The 20,272-nt window shown below is 35.3% G+C and carries 22 protein-coding genes; 19 read left to right on the plus strand and 3 right to left on the minus strand.

Annotated elements, in window-relative coordinates:
• Nucleotides 1–724: 724 nt before the first annotated feature.
• The 4 genes from ADJ83_RS26645 to ADJ83_RS03660 all read left to right on the plus strand — a co-directional run bounded on the left by ADJ83_RS26645 (nt 725) and on the right by ADJ83_RS03660 (nt 3,528).
• Complete coding sequence (locus ADJ83_RS26645; RefSeq protein WP_342585607.1) at nt 725–1,078, plus strand: arginase family protein; 354 nt, start codon at nt 725–727, stop codon at nt 1,076–1,078.
• An 8-nt stretch (nt 1,079–1,086) separates the two neighbouring features.
• Complete coding sequence (locus ADJ83_RS26650) at nt 1,087–1,155, plus strand: hypothetical protein (RefSeq protein ID WP_331280221.1); 69 nt, start codon at nt 1,087–1,089, stop codon at nt 1,153–1,155.
• Between the two features lie 159 nt (nt 1,156–1,314).
• A complete protein-coding gene (locus ADJ83_RS03655) occupies nt 1,315–1,977 on the plus strand; it encodes a flavin reductase family protein (protein ID WP_031536322.1) in 663 nt (220 codons plus the stop codon).
• A gap of 201 nt (nt 1,978–2,178) precedes the next feature.
• Nucleotides 2,179–3,528: a YjiH family protein gene (locus tag ADJ83_RS03660; protein WP_031536321.1), complete on the plus strand. Its 1,350-nt coding sequence runs from the start codon at nt 2,179–2,181 to the stop codon at nt 3,526–3,528.
• Between the two features lie 70 nt (nt 3,529–3,598).
• On the opposite strand, the gene ADJ83_RS03665 is transcribed toward ADJ83_RS03660, so the two are convergent.
• Nucleotides 3,599–4,021, minus strand: coding sequence for a helix-turn-helix domain-containing protein (locus tag ADJ83_RS03665; RefSeq protein WP_082169235.1), 423 nt, complete (start codon nt 4,019–4,021; stop codon nt 3,599–3,601).
• 112 nt (nt 4,022–4,133) lie between these two features.
• Between ADJ83_RS03665 and ADJ83_RS03670 the strand changes: the two genes are divergently transcribed.
• From ADJ83_RS03670 to ADJ83_RS03710, 9 genes are all read left to right on the plus strand, one after another.
• Nucleotides 4,134–4,892 (plus strand): IclR family transcriptional regulator, encoded by a 759-nt coding sequence (locus ADJ83_RS03670; protein ID WP_031536319.1) that lies wholly within the window; start codon nt 4,134–4,136, stop codon nt 4,890–4,892.
• A 123-nt stretch (nt 4,893–5,015) separates the two neighbouring features.
• Nucleotides 5,016–5,663 (plus strand): bifunctional 4-hydroxy-2-oxoglutarate aldolase/2-dehydro-3-deoxy-phosphogluconate aldolase, encoded by a 648-nt coding sequence (locus tag ADJ83_RS03675; protein ID WP_031536318.1) that lies wholly within the window; start codon nt 5,016–5,018, stop codon nt 5,661–5,663.
• 2 nt (nt 5,664–5,665) lie between these two features.
• On the plus strand, nt 5,666–6,670 hold the full coding sequence (locus ADJ83_RS03680; protein ID WP_031536317.1) for a sugar kinase: 1,005 nt from the start codon (nt 5,666–5,668) through the stop codon (nt 6,668–6,670).
• A gap of 22 nt (nt 6,671–6,692) precedes the next feature.
• Complete coding sequence (gene kduI, locus ADJ83_RS03685; protein ID WP_109767876.1) at nt 6,693–7,523, plus strand: 5-dehydro-4-deoxy-D-glucuronate isomerase; 831 nt, start codon at nt 6,693–6,695, stop codon at nt 7,521–7,523.
• Nucleotides 7,524–7,539: 16 nt separating this feature from the next.
• Nucleotides 7,540–8,343 carry a gluconate 5-dehydrogenase gene (locus tag ADJ83_RS03690; RefSeq protein ID WP_031536314.1) on the plus strand — a complete coding sequence of 268 codons (804 nt, stop codon included), beginning with the start codon at nt 7,540–7,542 and terminating at the stop codon, nt 8,341–8,343.
• Nucleotides 8,344–8,744: 401 nt separating this feature from the next.
• Complete coding sequence (locus ADJ83_RS03695; RefSeq protein WP_031536313.1) at nt 8,745–9,590, plus strand: DUF72 domain-containing protein; 846 nt, start codon at nt 8,745–8,747, stop codon at nt 9,588–9,590.
• 89 nt (nt 9,591–9,679) lie between these two features.
• Nucleotides 9,680–11,038 carry a bifunctional metallophosphatase/5'-nucleotidase gene (locus ADJ83_RS03700; protein WP_031536312.1) on the plus strand — a complete coding sequence of 453 codons (1,359 nt, stop codon included), beginning with the start codon at nt 9,680–9,682 and terminating at the stop codon, nt 11,036–11,038.
• A gap of 111 nt (nt 11,039–11,149) precedes the next feature.
• The gene (locus tag ADJ83_RS03705) at nt 11,150–11,452 is read left to right on the plus strand and encodes a YunC family protein (RefSeq protein WP_031536311.1); all 303 of its coding nucleotides are present in this window, start codon (nt 11,150–11,152) and stop codon (nt 11,450–11,452) included.
• 163 nt (nt 11,453–11,615) lie between these two features.
• Nucleotides 11,616–12,710 carry an HD-GYP domain-containing protein gene (locus tag ADJ83_RS03710; RefSeq protein ID WP_031536310.1) on the plus strand — a complete coding sequence of 365 codons (1,095 nt, stop codon included), beginning with the start codon at nt 11,616–11,618 and terminating at the stop codon, nt 12,708–12,710.
• A 66-nt stretch (nt 12,711–12,776) separates the two neighbouring features.
• Here the strand turns inward: ADJ83_RS03710 and ADJ83_RS03715 are convergent, their stop codons facing one another.
• Nucleotides 12,777–13,736 (minus strand): M23 family metallopeptidase, encoded by a 960-nt coding sequence (locus tag ADJ83_RS03715; protein WP_048716965.1) that lies wholly within the window; start codon nt 13,734–13,736, stop codon nt 12,777–12,779.
• 277 nt (nt 13,737–14,013) lie between these two features.
• On the opposite strand from ADJ83_RS03715, the gene lipA reads away from it, so the two are divergent.
• The 5 genes from lipA (at nt 14,014) to ADJ83_RS03740 (ending at nt 18,408) form a co-directional block, all read left to right on the plus strand.
• Complete coding sequence (lipA, locus tag ADJ83_RS03720; protein WP_031536308.1) at nt 14,014–14,931, plus strand: lipoyl synthase; 918 nt, start codon at nt 14,014–14,016, stop codon at nt 14,929–14,931.
• Between the two features lie 281 nt (nt 14,932–15,212).
• Nucleotides 15,213–15,485, plus strand: coding sequence for a YutD family protein (locus tag ADJ83_RS03725; protein ID WP_031536307.1), 273 nt, complete (start codon nt 15,213–15,215; stop codon nt 15,483–15,485).
• Between the two features lie 397 nt (nt 15,486–15,882).
• Nucleotides 15,883–17,130, plus strand: a complete 1,248-nt coding sequence (locus ADJ83_RS03730; protein ID WP_342585606.1) for an EAL domain-containing protein — start codon at nt 15,883–15,885, stop codon at nt 17,128–17,130.
• Between the two features lie 24 nt (nt 17,131–17,154).
• On the plus strand, nt 17,155–17,592 hold the full coding sequence (locus ADJ83_RS03735) for a DUF86 domain-containing protein (RefSeq protein ID WP_031536304.1): 438 nt from the start codon (nt 17,155–17,157) through the stop codon (nt 17,590–17,592).
• A gap of 39 nt (nt 17,593–17,631) precedes the next feature.
• Entirely contained in the window at nt 17,632–18,408 is a 777-nt protein-coding gene (locus ADJ83_RS03740) for a TIGR01457 family HAD-type hydrolase (protein ID WP_031536303.1), read from the plus strand.
• Nucleotides 18,409–18,492: 84 nt separating this feature from the next.
• Here ADJ83_RS03740 and ADJ83_RS03745 read toward each other — a convergent pair whose 3' ends face one another.
• Entirely contained in the window at nt 18,493–18,984 is a 492-nt protein-coding gene (locus ADJ83_RS03745) for a phosphatidylglycerophosphatase A (protein ID WP_031536302.1), read from the minus strand.
• A 191-nt stretch (nt 18,985–19,175) separates the two neighbouring features.
• Here ADJ83_RS03745 and yutH point away from each other — a divergent pair, with 191 nt between their 5' ends.
• A complete protein-coding gene (yutH, locus tag ADJ83_RS03750) occupies nt 19,176–20,177 on the plus strand; it encodes a spore coat putative kinase YutH (RefSeq protein WP_031536301.1) in 1,002 nt (333 codons plus the stop codon).
• The last annotated feature ends 95 nt before the right edge of the window (nt 20,178–20,272 follow it).

Below are 20,272 nucleotides of genomic sequence, written 5' to 3' on the forward strand. Positions count from 1 at the left end.
ATAATAGTCATAGGGAGTCTTCCTCCAGTCTTATTAGTTTGTGTGGTGCTTACTAAATTCGACATTTTGGGGAGGTACTCCTTTTTTTAGTTTTTAAAAGCCTTGAGCCCCTAGGGCTAAATTTATGAAATTGATTCAATTAAACTAGTATTGTAAATGTTAGATAAAATATTTATTTTCTGAAATTACAAACATGAACAGACTGGAGGTGTTTCGCCATTTATAAATTAGTAGATAAAGAACTTTGGACTGGGCGTATTGACAGTGAATTAGACCAAGCAAGTTTTCGATTTCACCAGTGTGTGAATTATAAACATATTGACGATATCGAACAATATAACCAGGCTTTCGCGATTATTGGTTTCGCCTGTGATGAAGGGGTGCGGCGAAATAAGGGAAGACTCGGTGCAAGATTGGCACCTCCGCAATTCGATCACTGTTAGCAAAATTGCCATATCATCTTCCAAAAGATGTAGAAACCATTGATATAGGCGATGTTTCTTGTGAAAGTGGTGATTTGGAGAAAGCCCATGAAGAATTAAGTAAGTGGTAAGCATGCTCTATGAAAAAAATAAAACTCCAATTATTTTAGGAGCGGGGCATGAAACATTATAAGGTCATTATTTAGGAGCTAAACAATTTATTGGCCATGATAAAACATTAGGGATTATCAATTGATGCTCATTTTGATATGAGGGATGACGAAATACCATCTTCCGGCACTATGTTCCGGCAAAAATTGGAACAGGACGATAAAGCAAGTTATTTGTGTTTAGGAATTCAGGAATTTGGTAACACAAAATCACTGTTTCAAACAGCTGAGAAATTGGGATGTCACTATATCCTAGAGAAAGATTTAACAAAAGATGACTTTCAACACACATTCAAAACGATTGATGAATTTTTGAATAACAATGATCATGTCATTGTCACCTTGTGTACAGATTCCATTCAATCATCTGCAGCGCCAGGAGTCAGTGCTCCATCACCTTTTGGGATTGAGCCAAATACAGCAAGAACTATTCTAAACTATATTGTTTCGAAAGAAAATGTGCTTAGTTTGATATATCAGAGGTAAATCCGTTATTGGATGAGGATGAAAAAACGGTAAGATTAGCAGCTTACTTGGTTGCTGAGGTTATGAGTAGTTTTTAAATAATTGTAAACGATTTACCGAATTCGTGTATTATATTTCAATTGTACAAATGATGTTGAAAGTGTGGATGTAAGTCAGTAGAGTAAATTGTAATAAACTAGTTTACTATTTTAATTCATTTATAAAAATATATTGTTTACATATAGGGGGAATTAAACATGCATTATTCACCAAAGAAAGGTCAAAGTCACGGCTTACCATATGATCCTTTTAAAAGTAGTTGTATACCACGCCCAATTGGATGGCTTTCAACCAGATCTAAAGATGGAGTAGATAATCTTGCTCCATACAGCCAATATCAAAATCTAACTTGGGATCCACCTATGGTCATGTTTGCTGCCAACCAATCAGTACTAGATGGCGGTAGAAAAGACACAGTTCGAAATGTTGAGGAAACTGGTTGGTTTGTTTGGAACATGGCTACATGGGATTTACGTGAAGCCGTAAATATTTCAGCGAAGGCTTTAACTGCAGATGTCGATGAATTTGAGGCTGCGGGTGTAACGAAGAAGAGCTGTATCGAAGCTCCTGTATCACGTGTGGCTGAGTCACCGGTCCAATTCGAATGTGAGTATGTTCAGACTATTAGAATACCAACTGGTAATAAAACTTCCACTGTAGATTTAGTTATTGGACGGGTAGCTCATGTACATGTTTCAGATGACATCATTCTGCCGAGTGGAAAACTTGATATCTTGAAGATAAAACCTATTGCCCGCTTAGGTTATTATGATTATACAGTTGTCAACGAAATATTTGAGATGAAGGCACCAGCTGCTACAGCAGAAGAGCTGGCTGGCCTTGAAGGGAAAACCGTTTAACCTTTTCAAATATTCATCCTCTACTTAAATAAGTGGGGGATGAATGTAAAAATGATATGTTATAAAAAATTACTACATTTTGTGTAATGGAGCCAAGGGCCATCATCTAACTGAAGCTGGCTTAACGGTTTCTTTTTATTAAAACATTTTTCTGAATATTTTGTAAAAAATAAAAGTGTTTATAAAAAAGGAGGTTTTTGTATGTTACATTCTCAACAAACGAATATGGAAGTAAATCCTACACCTCAAGGACAAACATTGACAAGTATCCCCAATATCTTAAAATTTGTATGTTTTAGTTTAATTGGTATTTTTGTGTTTTTTGTACCAATAACTGTTAACGGTACTTCATCTATCCCTCTTGATCATATCGTAACTTGGTTAAACACAACATTTCCATCTTTGACACCAATATACGCTTTGCTTATCATCTTAGGGGGAGCTATCTATCCATTTGTAACAAAAACTTGGAATCAAGGCCTTTTTAATATCGTTTTCTCCATATTAAAGATAATGGGGTTAGTGGTTGAGATTATAATCTATTTAAAAGCAGGTCCCGATTGGTTAATGAATGAACATGTAGGTCTATTTTTATTTGATACACTTGTCGTACCTGTTGGGATTATGGTGCCGCTGGGTGGTGTATTTTTATCATTACTGGTTGGCTATGGTTTATTTGAATTTATGGGAGTTTTTTGTCAGCGAATCATGAAGCCAATATTTAAAAGTCCTGGGCGTTCTGCAGTAAGCGCACTAGCGTCATTTGTTGCAAGTTTTGCTGTTGGATTGCTAATTACGAACAAAGAGTTTAAAGATGGTAAATATACCGTAAAACAGGCTGCTATTATCGCAACTGGTTTTTCAACTGTAACAGTTGCATTTATGATTATAGTTGCAAAGACATTAGATCTTATGAGTATGTGGAATTTGTATTTTTTCGTTACAGCATTTGTAACGTTTGTTGTAACAGCTATTACAGTAAGAATTTGGCCAATTAATAAAATGAGTGATGAATACTATAATGGAATGGAAGGCAAGCCTGAAGAAATCGTAAAAGAAAAGTATATACAGAATGCTTGGAAACAAGCAATGGAAGCTTCGAACAATGCGCCAAGCATAGGAAAGAATTTATGGGTTAATTTACGTGATGGTATGGTCATGACAATGAGTATTTTACCTAGTATTCTATCGGTTGGATTAATCGGTATTCTCCTTGCCGAATATACAAATCTTTTTGATATCTTAGGTTATATTTTCTATCCATTTACTACATTATTACAACTGCCAGATGCATTCTTAATAGCTAAGGCGGCAGCGCTTGGAATTACTGAAATGTTTCTACCAGCTTTATTAGTTGTTGAAGCGACACTTGTCACAAAATTTGTTATTGCAGTTGTTTGTGTTTCTTCTATCCTCTTTTTATCAGCAAGTATTCCAAGTGTATTAAGTACAGATATTCCAATTAGTTTTCCTAAACTTCTTGTCATTTGGTTAGAACGTACGATTCTAAGTTTAATTATTGTTACACCTATAGCTTATTTATTGTTATAGATATTTCATTAGAAAAAGAAGTAAACCTAGCAAATGCTATAGGTTTACTTCTTTTTTATAGATTAAAGATTCATAGGAACGGCTTTGCAGCTTCCTCGTTCCTATATAATTTTTGGTATCGGTATGGGGAGAGATTTGTGTGTAATTTAAAAACTTTAGAAAAGTAATTAGGGTCTTCAAAACCATTCATTTGCACAACCTCATTAATCGTGAAGTCTGTTTTTAACAACATTTTTTGAGCTTTTTGTATTCGATATTGTTGTAAATATTTATTTAAGGGTACACCATGATGCTTGCTAAAGATAATACTTAAATAGTTCGGAGTAATGCCAATGATATTGGCGACATCCGTAAGTGATAGTTTTGTATTACGATATTCCTGTCGGATTACATCGGCCGCTAATTCGGCATAGTTTGCCTTCAGTTCGTATTCCTTCAGTTCGTATTTTGTATCTGTCACATTCTTCATTAAAGTTTGGATAAAAAGAATCATTTCTTGTGCTAGGATGTTGAAGAGGCAACGGAATTATAAATATTTGGTTCAGACCACTTTAATTTTATCCTCTTTTCCTATATAATTTCTTTATTGGAAAAGAGGGTGTATGATGGAGAAAACAAAACCTTATGGGACAGTCCTATTAAGGGCTGCAAAAATTATGGATTATCTTTCAGAAAATCCAAATCAAACTTTGCAAAGTATTGCTCAAAACACAGAAATGACCACTTCTACTACTTTAAAAATATTGGACACTTTATTGTTAATTGGCTTTGTTAGCAGGGATAAAAATAAAAATTATCGATTAGGATCCAAACTTATTCGCTATGCCAATCAAGGTGTGGATCAACTGGATTTAGTAGAGTTAACTTTACCTTATTTAGAAAAACTGCAAAAGTTAATTGATGAAACCATTCATTTAGGTGTACTCGCAGACAATGAAATTTTATATGTAAACAAATTAGAGGCTAAACATCAGACAATAAGAATGTCATCAAGGGTAGGGATAACAAGACCTTTATACAGTTCAGCAATGGGAAAAGCCGTTCTGGCAGAATTTGATGAAGAGGATTATTCACAATATATAAAAGAAACTCCATTAGTTCCATTTACAGAGCATACAATAACGAACTCTTTAAAACTGGCTTCCGAGCTACAGAAAGTGAGAGAGACTGGTATTGCCTTTGATGATGAAGAAATGGAGAAGGATATTTTCTGTATTGGAGCTTCCTTAAAAAAAGATGGGGAAATCATTGGGGCTTTTAGTGTAAGTATGCCGAAATATAGGCTCACCGAAGACTTTAAAAGGCAAATAATTAAGGCAATCGTCGAAACGAAAAATGAGGTAATTCAAGCTGTGGCTCATTAAATCGTTTCGGCGATTTTTTATATTTTATGACTAGCGTTTACATTTTTCGAAAAAGTATGTATAATCAAATTGAGGTTTCTTAATAATAAATTTAAATTTCTAAATAAGAAAAGAGTGAGCGGAATGAAAAGAGTGGAAACATTACAACGCTTAAAAAATGCTGGGGTAATTGCGGTAGTTAGAGGTAATAGCAAGGAAGAGGCTGTGCAGGCAAGCAGCGCAGTAGTTCAGGGTGGCATGAAGGGAATCGAATTAACTTTTACTGTTCCTAATGCAGATAAAGCGATTAGTGAATTAGTAGAGTTGTATAAGGATAATTCTGACATTGTCATTGGTGCAGGGACTGTATTGGACTTAGTAACTGCTCGTTTAGCTATCATGGCTGGAGCAGAATATATTGTTAGCCCAAACTTTGATAAAGAAACTGCAGAATTATGTAATCTTTATCAAACACCATATCTTCCAGGGTGTTTAACCATTACAGAAATGAAAGAGGCATTAAAAGCAGGAGTAGATATTATCAAGCTATTCCCAGGTAGCGCTTACGGTCCAAGTATTGTATCCGCATTTAAAGCGCCGATGCCGCAAGTTAATATTATGCCAACAGGTGGAGTAAGCTTGGAAAACATGGAAGAGTGGTTTAAAGCAGGGGTAGTAGCAGTTGGAGTTGGAGGAAATCTATTAGCACCTGTGGCAAATGGAGAATTTGACAAAGTTACAGAGATTGCTAGTCAATATATGGATAAATTTCATCAAATTAAAGGAGCATAAAGATGGGAAAAGTAGTCACATTAGGTGAAATCATGCTTCGTCTTTCAACGAATTCTGGAGTTCGCATTGCTCAGGCTGATAGTCTTCATGCTCACTATGGCGGAGGAGAAGCAAATGTCGCAATTTCACTTGCCAATTTTGGTCACGATGTCTATTTTGCTAGTAAAACTCCAGAAAATGGCTTAGGAGAAGGAGTAGAAAAGCATTTAAATCGCTATAGAGTACATACTGATTTTCTTTTAAAAGGAGGATCTCGGTTAGGTACTTATTATGTAGAAGCTGGAATTGGTGAAAGAGCGGCAAATGTCATTTATGACCGCGCAGGGTCAAGTTTTGCTGAAATGACGGAAAGTGAGTGGCAAATGGAAGAGCTATTTAGCAATGTTGATATCTTTCATATCTCAGGAATTACCCCTGCATTATCCTCTGATTGGAAAAAAATAACAATAACCCTTATTAAAGCGGCAAAAGACGCTGGCTGCAAAATCAGCTTTGATATAAACTATCGTGGGAAATTATGGTCCCAAAAAGAAGCAGGAGAGACGATTTCAGAAATTTTGCCACATGTAGATTATTGTTCCGCAGGCAAGCTTGATGCAATCTATCTTTTGGGAATCACTGAATACACTGGCGATGAGAATGAATTAGCCTACTACTATCAAGAGATACAGAAGAAGTTTCCGAATATTTCTATTTTATATTCTACGAAAAGAAACGTGCTTTCCGCTAGTAGCAATGAATTAATAGGAACACTATGGAAGAACGATAGCTACTATGAATCTCAAAAACATCTAATTAATCCCATTGTTGATAGAGTAGGCGGAGGAGATGCTTTTGCGGGAGGCGTTCTTCATGGAATATTAGTCCAAAACGCTCCTCAGGAGATTATTAATTTTGCTACAGCTGCATCTGCTTTAAAACATACTATTTATGGTGATTGTAATCAATTTAGCGAACCAGAAGTCAACAGCTTTTTACTAGCTGACTCTGGAAAAATAAATCGATAGGAGCGACTTTAAAATGCAAAATATGGAAACGCGTTATACACATAGCCCAGAGGATATTCGTCATTACTCTACAGATCAATTGAGAAAAGAATTTTTAGTAGAAAAAGTATTTATACCTGGAGAAATCAGTTTAACTTATACACATAATGACCGCATGATTTTCGGTGGAGTTACGCCAACTGAAACGTCATTGGAAATTAGTTTAGATAAACAATTAGGTGTAGATTATTTCTTGGAACGCCGTGAATTAGGAGTCATTAATATTGGAGGCCCTGGTTATATCGAAATCGATGGTGAAAAAGAAGAAATGAAAAAACAGGATGGCTATTATATCGGCAAAGAAACACGTCATGTAGTCTTTTCTTCTGAAAATCCCAACAATCCAGCTAAATTTTATATTAGTTCCGTACCAGCACACCACAAATATCCAAATGTAAAAATTAGCATTGATAATATTAAACCGATGGAAACGGGTGATCCATTAACATTAAATCAACGAAAAATCTATCAATACATACATCCAAATGTATGTGAAAGCTGTCAATTGCAAATGGGCTATACCATTTTAGAGCCAGGTAGTGCTTGGAATACAATGCCTTCCCATACACATGAAAGAAGAATGGAAGCATATGTGTATTTCGATATGGAAGAGGATACGCGTATTTTCCACATGATGGGCAAGCCAGATGAAACAAAGCATCTAGTTATGAGCAGTGAACAAGCAGCGATTTCGCCGAGCTGGTCCATTCATTCTGGAGTTGGTACAAGTAATTATTCCTTTATCTGGGCGATGTGTGGGGAAAATATTACCTATACAGATATGGATATGATTCCAATGGATAAATTGAAATAAGAGGAGGGAGAAAACGATGACATTCAGTATGGATAAATTCCGCATTGATGGGAAAGTAGCATTAGTGACGGGAGCGATTTATGGAATTGGCTTTGAAATTGCAAGCGCATTAGCAAAAGCAGGAGCGAAAATCGTATTTAACTCCTTAAATCAAGAATCCGTTGAAAAAGCGCTTGAAGCTTATGAAGAAGCTGGAATGGAAGCGAGAGGCTATGTTTTTGATGTAACGGATGAAGGCGCCGTACAAGCAGCGATTGCACAGATAAAAGAAGAGGTTGGTCCGATTGATATTCTAGTGAACAATGCTGGAATTATCAAACGTATTCCAATGATTGAAATGTCTGCTGAAGAGTTCCGTCAAGTTGTTGATGTAGATTTGAATGGACCGTTTATCGTTTCAAAAGCAGTTATTCCAGATATGATTCAAAATGGTGGCGGTAAAATTATTAACATTTGCTCCATGATGAGCGAGCTAGGTCGTGAAACGGTTAGTGCTTATGCTGCTGCTAAAGGCGGTCTTAAAATGCTCACAAAGAATATTGCTTCTGAATATGGAGAATACAATATTCAATGTAATGGTATTGGACCAGGTTATATTGCGACACCACAAACAGCGCCATTACGGGAAAAGCAAGCCGATGGGTCGCGGCATCCGTTTGATCAGTTTATTATCGGTAAAACACCTGCAGCTCGCTGGGGGAACCCTGAGGATCTAGCTGGTTCAGCGGTGTTTTTAGCATCGGAAGCGTCAAACTTTGTTAATGGTCATATTCTCTATGTGGATGGGGGAATATTGGCGTATATCGGTAAACAGCCTTAAGGACAAAAAGAATAAATGGAGATTATAAGTTTAGAATTGAAGCATTGAAATATGCCATTACAAAATCCTGGTGAAAGGTATTCGCCAGGATTTTTTCACATATAACAGAATTCCTCTAATCAAGACATGTATTCGGATTGATATTCAAAAAGATGCTACCATGCAAAAATGATTATTTATAAATGATGATTAATGGTTAGATGTTCATTATACGTATGAAGTGAAACAGAGTTTTTCCTCCATTTCTTTTAACTTAGTTATTTATGGTGATTATGATATGATATCTAGTGTAGAGAAATAAAACATGTTAGAGTTATTGATTCATTTTTTGAAAGATGCACTTATTGTCTAATCGATGTGAATGCTATATCGAGTAAGACTATATTATAGAGGTGATTTAATTGATTCATATTGGTTTAACTGGCTGGGGAGACCATACTAGTCTTTATGGAAAAAATACTTCATCACAAAATAAATTAGTGGAGTATGCCGGTTATTTTCCAACTGTGGAAGTGGATGCTTCTTTTTATGCCGTACAACCAGTACGAAATGCGGAAACTTGGGTAAGGAAAACTCCAGACTCGTTTCAATTCATAGTAAAGGCATATCAAGGCATGACAGGTCATAGCCGAGGCGAAATTCCATTTTCCTCCCATGAAGAAATGTTTTTTGCATTTATTGACTCGTTGGTTCCATATATTAAAGCAGGGAAGCTGGCAATGGTCTTATTCCAATTTCCGCCTTGGTTTGATTGTACAAAGGCAAATGTTGACTATTTAAGAGTATGTAGAAAAAGGATGGGAGTTATTCCCTGTGCCCTTGAGTTTCGCCATCAATCATGGTTTGAGCCAAAGTATCGGGAAAGTACGCTACAGTTTATGCGAGAAGAAAATTGGATTCATGGCATTTGTGATGAACCACAAGTGACGCCAGGATCTGTTCCTACTGTGCTTGATGCTGTGGATGAAAAAAAGGTGCTGATTCGTCTTCATGGAAGAAATTATTATGGTTGGCAACAAAATAACAATCCAAATTGGCGAGAAGTTCGCTATTTATACCGCTACAATACAGTTGAACTAAAAGAGTGGGTCGAAAATATCCGCCAGCTTGAAAAGGAATGTAAAAATATTTATGTCCTTTTTAATAATAATTCTGGTGGAGATGCTGCCGACAATGGGAAAGAGCTAATAGAATTACTAAATATAGAATATACGGATTTAGCTCCAAGACAATTAGATTTATTTTAAAATAGTTAAGAAATAAGAAGAAGGATAATATCCTTGGTAAATAATTACCTTTAAAATAGAGAAAATACAAACACAAGGAAGGCGAGAAGATGGAGGTCATCCACATATATCATACCAATGATTTACATAGCCATTTTGAAAATTGGCCAAGAATTTATGAATTGCTGCGTGAAAGGAAAAAAAGGCATAACGAGGCTGGCGAAGCTGTTTATTTATTTGATATAGGCGACCATTTGGATCTGTCTCATCCTTATACAGAAGCGACTAAAGGTAGAATTAACACAAAGCTGTTAAATAAAGAACACTATGATGCAGTAACTATAGGGAACAATGAAGGAATAACCCTGCCATATGAAGCACTGGACCATCTGTATGATGATGCCTCATTCGATGTGATTGTTGCTAATCTTTATAAGAAAAATGGAGAACGTCCTACTTGGGCTATTCCTCATCAAACATATGAAACAGCAAAAGGAACAAAAATTGGTGTAATCGGCATCACCGCCTATTTTGCACAGTTATATGAGCTTTTAGGCTGGAAATTGACAGAGCCGATGCAAGAATTATCTAAGCAAATAGAAGAACTTCGTGGACAGGTAGATATTATTGTATTGTTATCCCATTTAGGAATAAATGATGATGAGATGATTGCAACTAACTATCCAGAAATAGATGTTATATTAGGGGCACATACGCATCATATTTTTCATCAAGGAAAAATAATCAATAATAATCTTCAAGGTGCTGCTGGAAAGTATGGCTATTATGTTGGACATATTGAATTAAAGGTTGATAATTTAAAGAACGTGATGGATAAAAAAGCGATATTATATGAAACAAGTAAATTGCCGATTGCGAATGAGGAAGAAGCAACGATAGAAAATTATTACTTGCAAGGTAAAGAGGCCTTATCAGAAAAAGCAGTTACCATTGATGAATACTATTCTCGAGAGGTTTTAGCACAATTGCTTTGTGAAAAATTAGTTTCTTGGTGTCATTCTGATTGTGCCATTCTTAATGAAGGATTAATACTAAATGGATTACAAGAAGGGGATGTCACTTTCTTTGACCTGTTATCAATTTGTCCACATCCGATTAATCCGTGCAATGTTACGCTGACAGGTGCTGAATTAAAGGAAATCTTACAAGATATGAAAGCCGAGAAGTGGGAGAAACTGCAGGTTAAGGGTCTTGGGTTCCGAGGAACTTTAATGGGGAAAATGATTTCAGCAGGCATCCTATTAGAGAAAAGTGGAGAAAGAGATAAATATTATATCCACTCGAAAGAAATACAACCAGATCAGAATTATGTGGTAACAGTACCTGATATGCTTACGTTCGGTAATTTTTTTCCATCTATTTACCGTGCAACAAAGAAAGAGTATTTTCTGCCTGAATTTATGCGGAATATTCTTGCAGACACTTTGCAAAATAGGATTAAAGCCTAAGGTTCGTTTTTTCTTATTTTTGTACAGTAATACACAAGAAATAAACACAGTTTCCTCCTCCTCTGAATATAATTACCATGAAGGTAAAGAGAGGAGTGAGCACAAAGTATTATGATTGATGTGTATCCTGTTGATATCAATGGACATACTTTTATTGCGGTCTCAGTACTATTGCCTAAAACTACCTTGCTTGCAGTGAAAAATGATAAGGGGTATATCATGTGCGGTGCGCTAGATATAGGATTGTTAAATGATAAGCTAAAGGACAGAAAGATAATTGCTGGAAGAGCAGTTGGAGTTAGAACGATTGAGCAATTACTAGAGGCGCCTTTGGAGTCAGTTACAGTAGAAGCAGAGACTTATGGAATTCATAAAGGCATGATAGGCAAAGAAGCGTTGTTGAAAATGATTTAATAATATAAGTGTACAGAAAGCTTAACGAATGGGGAATTTTATTTTCGTTAAGCTTTCTTTCTATAAGGAATAATTTTCTTTTTATTTTCAATAGGTCTAAAGAAACAAGAGGGATTGTACGATATAATAATTATATACAAAAATAATTAGGAGCCATTAAAGCATGAAATTAGTTGGGACGAAAAATATACAAGAAGGTGCCATCTTAGCAAAGCCCATTTTAAATGATCGTGGAAAGGTGTTAGTAAATAGTGGGGTGCGACTAGAGGATAGAATTATTAAAAGGCTGGTTGATTTTGGCGTCAGCTACGTATATTTGGAGGATAAGAATACAAAGGATATAGAAGTAAATGCTGCAATTTCAGAGCAAGTTAAGATGGAAGCGATGAAAACGATTGAGAATAGTTTTCAGGCCATTAAACAGACAGATTCTTCCAATATATCAATGGTAATGGAAAAAAACACTCCTATTTTTAAAAAGCTAGTTGGAAAAGTACTAGCAGAGTTAAAGAATAATGAAGATCTATATTCTATTATGTCAGATGTATATTTGTATGATAATTATATTTTTTCACATAGCTTAAATGTTACCATTTATACATTGGCATTAGGATTAGAATTAAAACTTTCTCCTAAGCAAATGGAAATTATCGGATTAGGGGCTATTTTGCATGATATTGGTAAAATGAGCATTCCTTTAGAGATTTTAATGAAACCAGGAAAATTGACAGAAGAGGAATATGAAATAGTAAAGAGCCATGCAGAGGCAGGATTTGAAATCCTAAGAAATGTCCAGGCTCTACCGTTATTAGTTGCTCATTGTGCTTATCAGCATCATGAGCGTTTGAATGGATCTGGTTATCCTAGGGGGTTGATAGAAGAAGACATACACTTATTCGGGAAAATAATTGCTGTTGCAGATGTATTTGATGCAATAACATCAAATCGTGTTTATCATGATGCCCTATTACCACATGAAGCACTGGAAATTTTATATACTGGCTCGAGTCAACTGTATGACGCGAAAATTGTCGAAGCTTTTAGAAGAGCAATTGTTCTTTATCCAAATGGTTTAAGTGTAAAACTAAGTAATGGAGAGAAGGGAATTGTCTGCAAACAAAATAAAGGAATGAATGAAAGACCGATTATTCGAATAATTGAACATGATGGTAAAGAAATCACTCCTTACGATTTAGATTTAAAAGAAGATTTTTCTATTCTCATAACGGAATGTGATACGATTCATCACCCATTATAGACTGCACCAATAATGGCGATAAGAATGAGCAAATTCATCTTATCGCCAGCGAACTTAATGAAATTTTTATTTTTTATTTCGTGCTCTTATCTGTTCTTGTCTTTCCCATAATCGTAAGTGAGCATACGGATCAAAAGACCATTCTGTATATCCATTATCTTTATAGATTCCATAATGCAGATGTGGCGGGAATTTTCCTGACGTTCCTGGTGGTCCATATCCTGAACTCCCAACCCCTCCGATTAGCATACCTGGTTCGACTATCATACCTGCTTTTATATCTTTAGAAAATCCACTTAAATGGGCAAAATAATGATAGTTATTGTTAATATCTCTTATGCCAATTCGCCATCCACCATAATTATTCCAACCTTTCATTTCCACAATACCATAGGAAGTCGCTTTCACAGGGACACCATAGTCTGCAAAAATGTCGGTTCCTTCATGGATGCGTTTTCCTCCCCAGCCGCGTGCATCCCCCCAAGTACTTCGGTAGCTATGATTACTTCTTAACGGAAGAGGGAAGGCGTGATCATCCAAATTTAATCTTCCAAAATGTTTATATATTGCAGCTTTTCCCATTATGATACTTACTGTTTTATCTCTTTTATAGTAATTCCATAGACCGATTCTAAAGTTATCCTCATCCACTCCGTATTGGCTTATATAATTAGAGAATGTGGAGAGGATATCTTCATCATTAAATCGATCTGCCTTTCCATCACCATTACCATCTGCTCCCAGTCCTCCAAATAAAGGAATGGTTAAAGGATTGGTATCATCGGAATTTGGATTGATAATGCCTGCCCATTTTTCTTTTGTAAAATAAATCCCAGTAAGACCTTCTGCTTTTGGGATATCTTTTCTTGCGGAGCGAATATTTCTCTCATATTGATCGACAGCCGCTATATAATACCAAGGTATTTGATACAACGCTTCGACTTTGTTATACAGTTCCATTCGTTTCGTATAAGGATCATTCATTTTTTCAGTCGCGTATGTGACAGTGTTAGGTAGTAAAAACATAAGTATAATGATTAAAAACATGAACCTTCGCAAAAGATAATCCCTCCCTTCATATTCTGTCGTTATATTTTGTGAAGTAATAGGAAAAAAATAATTATCAATTAATGGTAATCTTTATAATCAATAACTTGTAGAGGTATTTGCATTATGTTAAAGTGACAAATGAAGTGGAGAATTCCTTCTATTGTGTGTAACATTACAAATTTTTCTGATTGGATATTGTTATACAATACTGTTTTTAGGTAAATGATGAAAATTATTTTACTAGGAGATGAATATGGTGTCAGAGAAAAAACAAGAATATTTACGCAAGCCTGAATGGTTGAAAATTAAGTTGAATACGAATGAAAATTATACAGGTTTGAAAAAAATGATGAAGGAAAAACAACTACATACAGTTTGTGAGGAAGCAAAATGTCCAAATATTCATGAATGTTGGGCTGTAAGAAGAACAGCGACATTTATGATTCTAGGAGATACTTGCACAAGAGCTTGTCGTTTTTGTGCAGTAAAAACAGGCTTACCGACAGAACTAGATTGGCAAGAGCCTGAAAGAGTTGCTGATTCTGTTTTTGCGATGAATTTAAAGCATGTCGTCATTACTGCTGTTGCAAGAGATGATTTAAAAGACGGCGGTGCAGCTGTTTTTGCAGAAACGGTTCGCGCCATTCGCAGAAAAAATCCATTCACCAGCATTGAAGTACTACCTTCCGATATGGGAGGCGTAGAAGAAAACCTACGTATGTTAATGGATGCTAAACCTGATATCTTGAACCATAATATTGAAACAGTAGAAAGATTAACCCCTAGAGTACGTGCAAGAGCAAAATACCATCGTTCCCTTGAATTTTTACGCAGAGCAAAGGAAATGCAGCCTACTATACCGACTAAATCTAGTATTATGATCGGTTTAGGAGAAACAAAAGAAGAAATTGTTGCAACGATGGATGATCTCAGAGAAAATAACGTTGATATTATGACAATAGGGCAGTATTTACAACCAACTTCCAAGCATTTAAAAGTGCAAAAATATTATCATCCAGATGAATTTAAAGAATTGAAAGAAATTGCATTAAGTAAAGGCTTTAGCCATTGTGAAGCAGGACCATTAGTTCGTTCTTCCTATCATGCAGATGAGCAAGTGAATGAAGCGAAAAAGAATCAACAAATGGCTGAACATGCAAAAGAAGCTTAAAAAGATCCCTTCTGGGGGTCTTTTTTTGTTGTCTAAGTGGAAAAAATTTTTGAGTTTTTCATGGATCCTAAGTGTTCCCCTATATGTTTAATGGAATTATATTACATAAATCACGATTCGCCAAAATGATTAAAACATAAAAAATAAAAAATTCTGTTTTTTAATAGGAAGAAATTATTGCTTTTGCTATGTAAATATCCTTCCTAAGGTTATAATGAAAGTGGGTAATATTATGATTAGACTATATATATGAAATCCATATAGGTTTTGAGGTGATACGATTGGTTTGTATTAATAACAATTGTTATGAACTGATTGAAGAAAGAAAATCAGGTTTTAATGAAGAAGCATTTAAAAATAGATTTAGTGATATATTATCAAAATACGACTATATTGTCGGAGATTGGGGCTATGGACAATTAAGACTACGTGGTTTCTTTGATGACAATAATCAAAAATCAAGCTTTGACACAAAAATAAGTACATTAACAGAGTATTTGTATGAATATTGTAATTTTGGCTGTGCATATTTTGTAGTGAAAAAAACGAAATAGTATTCAGCGATCCTTCCGATTATGCTTGAAGAAGGAGCTTCCATTCTGAAAAAAATGAGAAATGGGTCTGTTTTGAAGCGGTGTTTAAATAGGATATAGCTTTTATTTTGTAACTTGGCATAAGCTACTTGAATTTTTTAAATAAATCTATATCTATAAGCCGTTTCTTACAAGTAAGGTAAACCTTTAATGTTTTTCTACTCTACATTTAAAAAATTCCTAAGTGCTGCTTTTTGCAAGTAATTGCTTGAATTGCAAGCACAAAAAGTAAAGGAAAAGTCCATCGCAAGAGATGTAAAATGCTTATTTGTAACAGGAAAAGTTGGCTTTTGAGAGGAATGGAGCTATGAAATATCAAGAAAATATATATTCAAGGTTATTCAATTGGGGGAAATTATTGTTACCAGCAAAATGTATAAAGTATTTTCCACCCTCATTTGTTTTACGAGACCCTATTATTCATCAAGTAGAGAAAGCAATGAAGAATGGATATGAGGTGACCGTTGTTGTAATTGATATAATAAATTTACATAGAATCAAGCAACAATTAGAAGTGCGGGATTTTTTAGAGTATATTCGGTTTCTAAAAAAGTCTTTTCGTGCAACGATTCAATCATTGGATGTTTCACATGAATTTATGGCTATTCATGATTTCAGCCCAAATAGCCTGACAATGTTTATTAAATGGAAGCAAGGAACGGAATGCCTCCCACTCCTGGATGATCTAATAAAAAGTATTATACATAATGTTGAAAGAGTTTTTCGAGAAACAGGGAGGGTTCAACCTGTATTTAATTCTGGGTATATGTTTATCGAGAAAAAATATACTTATCTTCAGGATGCCATTCAAACGGCTTATGAATTAGCGCTTGCAATGGCACATAAAAGATCTGATACAGAATTCAATAAATTAGTCCATGAATTAAGCGATATTGTCGCCCATAAGCGTATTTGTTTATTAGCCCAGCCAATTATGGATGTAGAAACAAATAAAATTCATGCCTGTGAAATGCTGACAAGAGGACCAAAAGGAACGGCATTAGAAAATCCTCTTCAGTTGTTCTCCTTAGCAAGGCAAACAAAATTCTTGTATGATCTTGAAATGATTGTACTGGAAAAAGCTTTTGAACAAATTCAGCATACAAAATGGAAGCACAATATCTTTATTAACTTTACACCTGTTACAATAGGCAATCCAAGATTTATTAAAGATATTAAAAATGTTATCCGTCGATTTAAAGGGATTTCCCCCCAAAAAATAACGATTGAGATTACGGAGAGAGATTCATTTGAAGGTTTAGAGCATTTTTCTAATAATCTGAAAGTGTTAAGAATGATTGGTTTTTTAATCGCGGTAGATGATACAGGAGCAGGCTATGCAAGCCTTCATTCTATAAGTGAAATTATGCCAGATATTATAAAAATTGACCGGTCTGTTATCCAGAATATTGATAAAAATTCAGTGAAAGAATCAATGCTAAAAGGGCTGCTTCTCATCGCTAAAGAAGTAGGTTCAGTTGTTGTTGCAGAAGGCATCGAAAGTGCAGAAGAAGCCTCTGTTTTATCAAAGAATAAAGTTGATTTAGCTCAAGGATATTTCTATGCCAAGCCAACTAGCTTAAGTGATCACTTACAAATCTCATAAGGCACGGAAGGAGAAGTCGCAATTATGTATTTTGTGGACCGAGAAAAAATAGATGAACAATTACGCTATTATCAGGAACTTATCCGTCAATTTGAAAATCAGGATACTTGGAATACTTTTTTGGAAAAAGTGGCATTGGAAAGAATTACACATTTGATGATTGAAGTAATTTTGGATGTGGGAAATAGTATGATTGACGGTTTTATTATGAGAGACCCTGGAAGCTATGATGACATTGTAGATATATTAACAGATGAAAGAGTAATTACTACAGGAATAGCAGAAGACATGAAAGAGCTTATTCTGTGGAGAAAACAGCTTGTACATCATTATACAGATATCGATCATCAGAAATTGGCTTCTGCATTTGCACAAAATATGAATTCGATAAAATCACTTATCCCGTCTGTGAAGGATTACTTAATTCATGAACTCGGTCCTGTGTCTGCATTTAAAAATTAATGTATATGAAAATGTATCATTAGAAAGGATTTTGGATAAATGAAAGCTTATAAAGGATATTTAATCGATTTAGATGGCACGATGTATCGTGGTACAGAAGTGATTACAGAAGCTGCTGAATTTGTCAAACGATTAATTGCCGCAAGAATTCCTTATTTATATGTCACAAACAATTCAACAAAAACTCCAGAACAGGTAGCACAGAAGCTACGGGAATTCGATATACCTGCAAAAGCAAGTGAGGTATTTACCTCTGCAATGGCATCAGCAAATTATATCGCGGAAAGAGCTTCAGAAGCCAGCGTATTTATGATTGGTGAAGTAGGGCTTCAACAAGCTTTAATTGAAAAAGGCTTAAAGCTTGTTGAGACTTCTGAAAATGTCGATTATGTAGTTGCTGGACTTGACCAGAAGATTACCTATGAAAAACTGACGATAGCTTGTCTGGCTGTACGCAATGGAGCAAAATTTGTGTGCACAAATGGTGACACTGCTTTGCCAACTGAACGGGGATTATTGCCAGGTAATGGTGCTGTTACATCTGTAATTACAGTGAGTACACAACAACAGCCAATCGTGATAGGAAAGCCAGAATCCATTATAATTGACCAAGCAATCAAATTACTGAACATGCCTAAAGAAGATGTTTTGATGGTAGGAGATAATTATCAAACAGATATAATGGCAGGAATGAATGCAAATATGGATACACTTTTAGTCCATACAGGTGTAACTACCAAAGAACAATTGGGTGACTACTCCATCCAGCCAACTTATACGGTAGATAGCTTAATGGATTGGGATGTAAAAAAATAATTAAGTTAAAAAGAGGACGCTTCGCAAACAAAGTATACTTATTGTTTACTTGTTTCGAAATGTCCTTATTCAGCTGTTTTAGACTTATTCTTCCCCTTTTGCACGGTGAGCTAGTCTGCTGGAAGCTGCTGCTGCAATGGCACCTACAATGTCATCTAAGAAAGTATGACACTCTCCAGTGCTCTTATCATTAAGCCTTTGTAATATACCTGGCTTTAATTTATCGACATATCCATAATTCGTAAATCCGATCGAGCCATACACATTAACAATAGAAAATGCAAGTACCTCATCCACTCCATAAAGTCCTTCATCTGTTTCTACAATTTCTTGAAGTGGAGATTCTAATAGCTTTTTTTCTGCTAACACATCTAATTGTATCCCTGTAATTATAGCGTTTTGCACCTCGCGTTTTGACAGGACACGTTCCACATTATGAATACAGTCATCCATTTTTAAATCATTATGATATTTCTCTTGTAATATATATACAAGCTTCGCAATATCCTCTATGTTAACTCCACGTTCATGTAACCACTTTCTTGCTGTTTTTTCTGTTAGGTCTTTTAATGACATGAACTTCACCTTTTCTTTTGTTTATTCACTATGTAGTCACAGTGTTTATTATTATATGCATGAAAGTCGATAAATGTTCCTATACTCCCTTATTGTTTCCTTAAAGTGTGATATTCATTAATTTAATCGACTTAACAAGTTTTTACATACAACATCATATACTCCTAAAAGAGAGGATAGGAGGGGGAAGCATGATTCGTAATATTTTATCTGCAAAATATGGGATTGAAGTAGAAGAAGAAACGAGAATTGGGCATTATGAAGCCTGTATTAATGAAGGAAAGTTATTTACACTCGTTCCAGTTGGAAGGGTAGAGGAAGATGAGCTGGCAGAAAGAGACCAAATAGCGGCACATATATACCAAACTGGAGACCATCATGTTAGCATGATTTTAGAGTCAAAAGAAGGAGAGAAATATACAGAAATAGATGAACAGCATTATTGTGTGATAATGAATAATCGGTTGCGGCCTTTTCGTTCGCGTCAGTTGGGAAGAAAGCTCGGAAAGTTTCATTTTAGAGGAAGAACAGTGCAATTTGGTGTGCAAAAAATAAGCAGGATGGGCCAATGGAAGAGCATGTGGGAACAAAGAATGGATCAGATGGAAGGTTTTTGGAACGGTATGTTATATAAAGAACCGGAAAGTGAATTCGATAAGTTATTTCTAGAATCTTTTCCATATTATATGGGAATTGCTGAGAATGCAATCCAGTATCTTGTCGATACAGAGCTAGATGATGATCCTAATGCAGTGGATAGTGGAACGATTTGCTATAATCGTTTTACAAAGGATACGTGGGCAGGGGAGTATTATATTAAAAATCCATTTGATTGGGTTTTTGATCATTGTGGAAGAGATCTTGCGGAATGGACAAGAGACCGTTATTTTAGAAATATTAAAACATATCATAGAGAAGTAAAAACATTTTATGAGGAATATCAAAGTGTTATGCCGCTAAGCTCTTTTGCATGGAGACTAATTTATGCAAGATTGTTATTTCCCATTCATTATGTAGAATGTGTGGAAAATTACTATTCTGCTACACATGAAGCAGATCGATTGTTTCTAGAAGAAAGGCTAAAGAAAATGCTCAATCAATCAAGAGACTTAGAAATATTTCTCAAGGAATTTTATCAAAACACAGAAGTTCCTGTAAAAACAATGAAGATACCGATTGTTACTTGGTTATAAACAGACAATGTGATAATAAGACCTTGTTAACGTGGCTGTACACCACATTTTGGAGGGCACTGAAAAAGTATAGTATCTCCAAATTAAATAAGAAT

Source organism: Bacillus sp. 522_BSPC (assembly GCF_001076885.1).
In the GTDB taxonomy this organism is placed as follows: domain Bacteria; phylum Bacillota; class Bacilli; order Bacillales; family Cytobacillaceae; genus Niallia; species Niallia hominis.

What these genes read in the sequence shown, in the direction of transcription:
- kduI (WP_109767876.1), top strand. Translation starts at nt 6,693, where the DNA reads ATGGAAACGCGTTATACACATAGCCCAGAGGATATTCGTCATTACTCT.
- yutH (WP_031536301.1), top strand. Translation starts at nt 19,176, where the DNA reads ATGATTCGTAATATTTTATCTGCAAAATATGGGATTGAAGTAGAAGAA.
- ADJ83_RS03700 (WP_031536312.1), top strand. Translation starts at nt 9,680, where the DNA reads ATGGAGGTCATCCACATATATCATACCAATGATTTACATAGCCATTTT.
- ADJ83_RS03655 (WP_031536322.1), top strand. Translation starts at nt 1,315, where the DNA reads ATGCATTATTCACCAAAGAAAGGTCAAAGTCACGGCTTACCATATGAT.
- ADJ83_RS03660 (WP_031536321.1), top strand. Translation starts at nt 2,179, where the DNA reads ATGTTACATTCTCAACAAACGAATATGGAAGTAAATCCTACACCTCAA.
- ADJ83_RS03680 (WP_031536317.1), top strand. Translation starts at nt 5,666, where the DNA reads ATGGGAAAAGTAGTCACATTAGGTGAAATCATGCTTCGTCTTTCAACG.
- lipA (WP_031536308.1), top strand. Translation starts at nt 14,014, where the DNA reads ATGGTGTCAGAGAAAAAACAAGAATATTTACGCAAGCCTGAATGGTTG.
- ADJ83_RS03735 (WP_031536304.1), top strand. Translation starts at nt 17,155, where the DNA reads ATGTATTTTGTGGACCGAGAAAAAATAGATGAACAATTACGCTATTAT.
- ADJ83_RS03690 (WP_031536314.1), top strand. Translation starts at nt 7,540, where the DNA reads ATGACATTCAGTATGGATAAATTCCGCATTGATGGGAAAGTAGCATTA.
- ADJ83_RS03745 (WP_031536302.1), bottom strand. Translation starts at nt 18,984, where the DNA reads ATGTCATTAAAAGACCTAACAGAAAAAACAGCAAGAAAGTGGTTACAT.
- ADJ83_RS03710 (WP_031536310.1), top strand. Translation starts at nt 11,616, where the DNA reads ATGAAATTAGTTGGGACGAAAAATATACAAGAAGGTGCCATCTTAGCA.
- ADJ83_RS03670 (WP_031536319.1), top strand. Translation starts at nt 4,134, where the DNA reads ATGGAGAAAACAAAACCTTATGGGACAGTCCTATTAAGGGCTGCAAAA.
- ADJ83_RS03665 (WP_082169235.1), bottom strand. Translation starts at nt 4,021, where the DNA reads ATGATTCTTTTTATCCAAACTTTAATGAAGAATGTGACAGATACAAAA.
- ADJ83_RS03740 (WP_031536303.1), top strand. Translation starts at nt 17,632, where the DNA reads ATGAAAGCTTATAAAGGATATTTAATCGATTTAGATGGCACGATGTAT.
- ADJ83_RS03705 (WP_031536311.1), top strand. Translation starts at nt 11,150, where the DNA reads ATGATTGATGTGTATCCTGTTGATATCAATGGACATACTTTTATTGCG.
- ADJ83_RS03675 (WP_031536318.1), top strand. Translation starts at nt 5,016, where the DNA reads ATGAAAAGAGTGGAAACATTACAACGCTTAAAAAATGCTGGGGTAATT.
- ADJ83_RS03715 (WP_048716965.1), bottom strand. Translation starts at nt 13,736, where the DNA reads ATGTTTTTACTACCTAACACTGTCACATACGCGACTGAAAAAATGAAT.
- ADJ83_RS26645 (WP_342585607.1), top strand. Translation starts at nt 725, where the DNA reads ATGTTCCGGCAAAAATTGGAACAGGACGATAAAGCAAGTTATTTGTGT.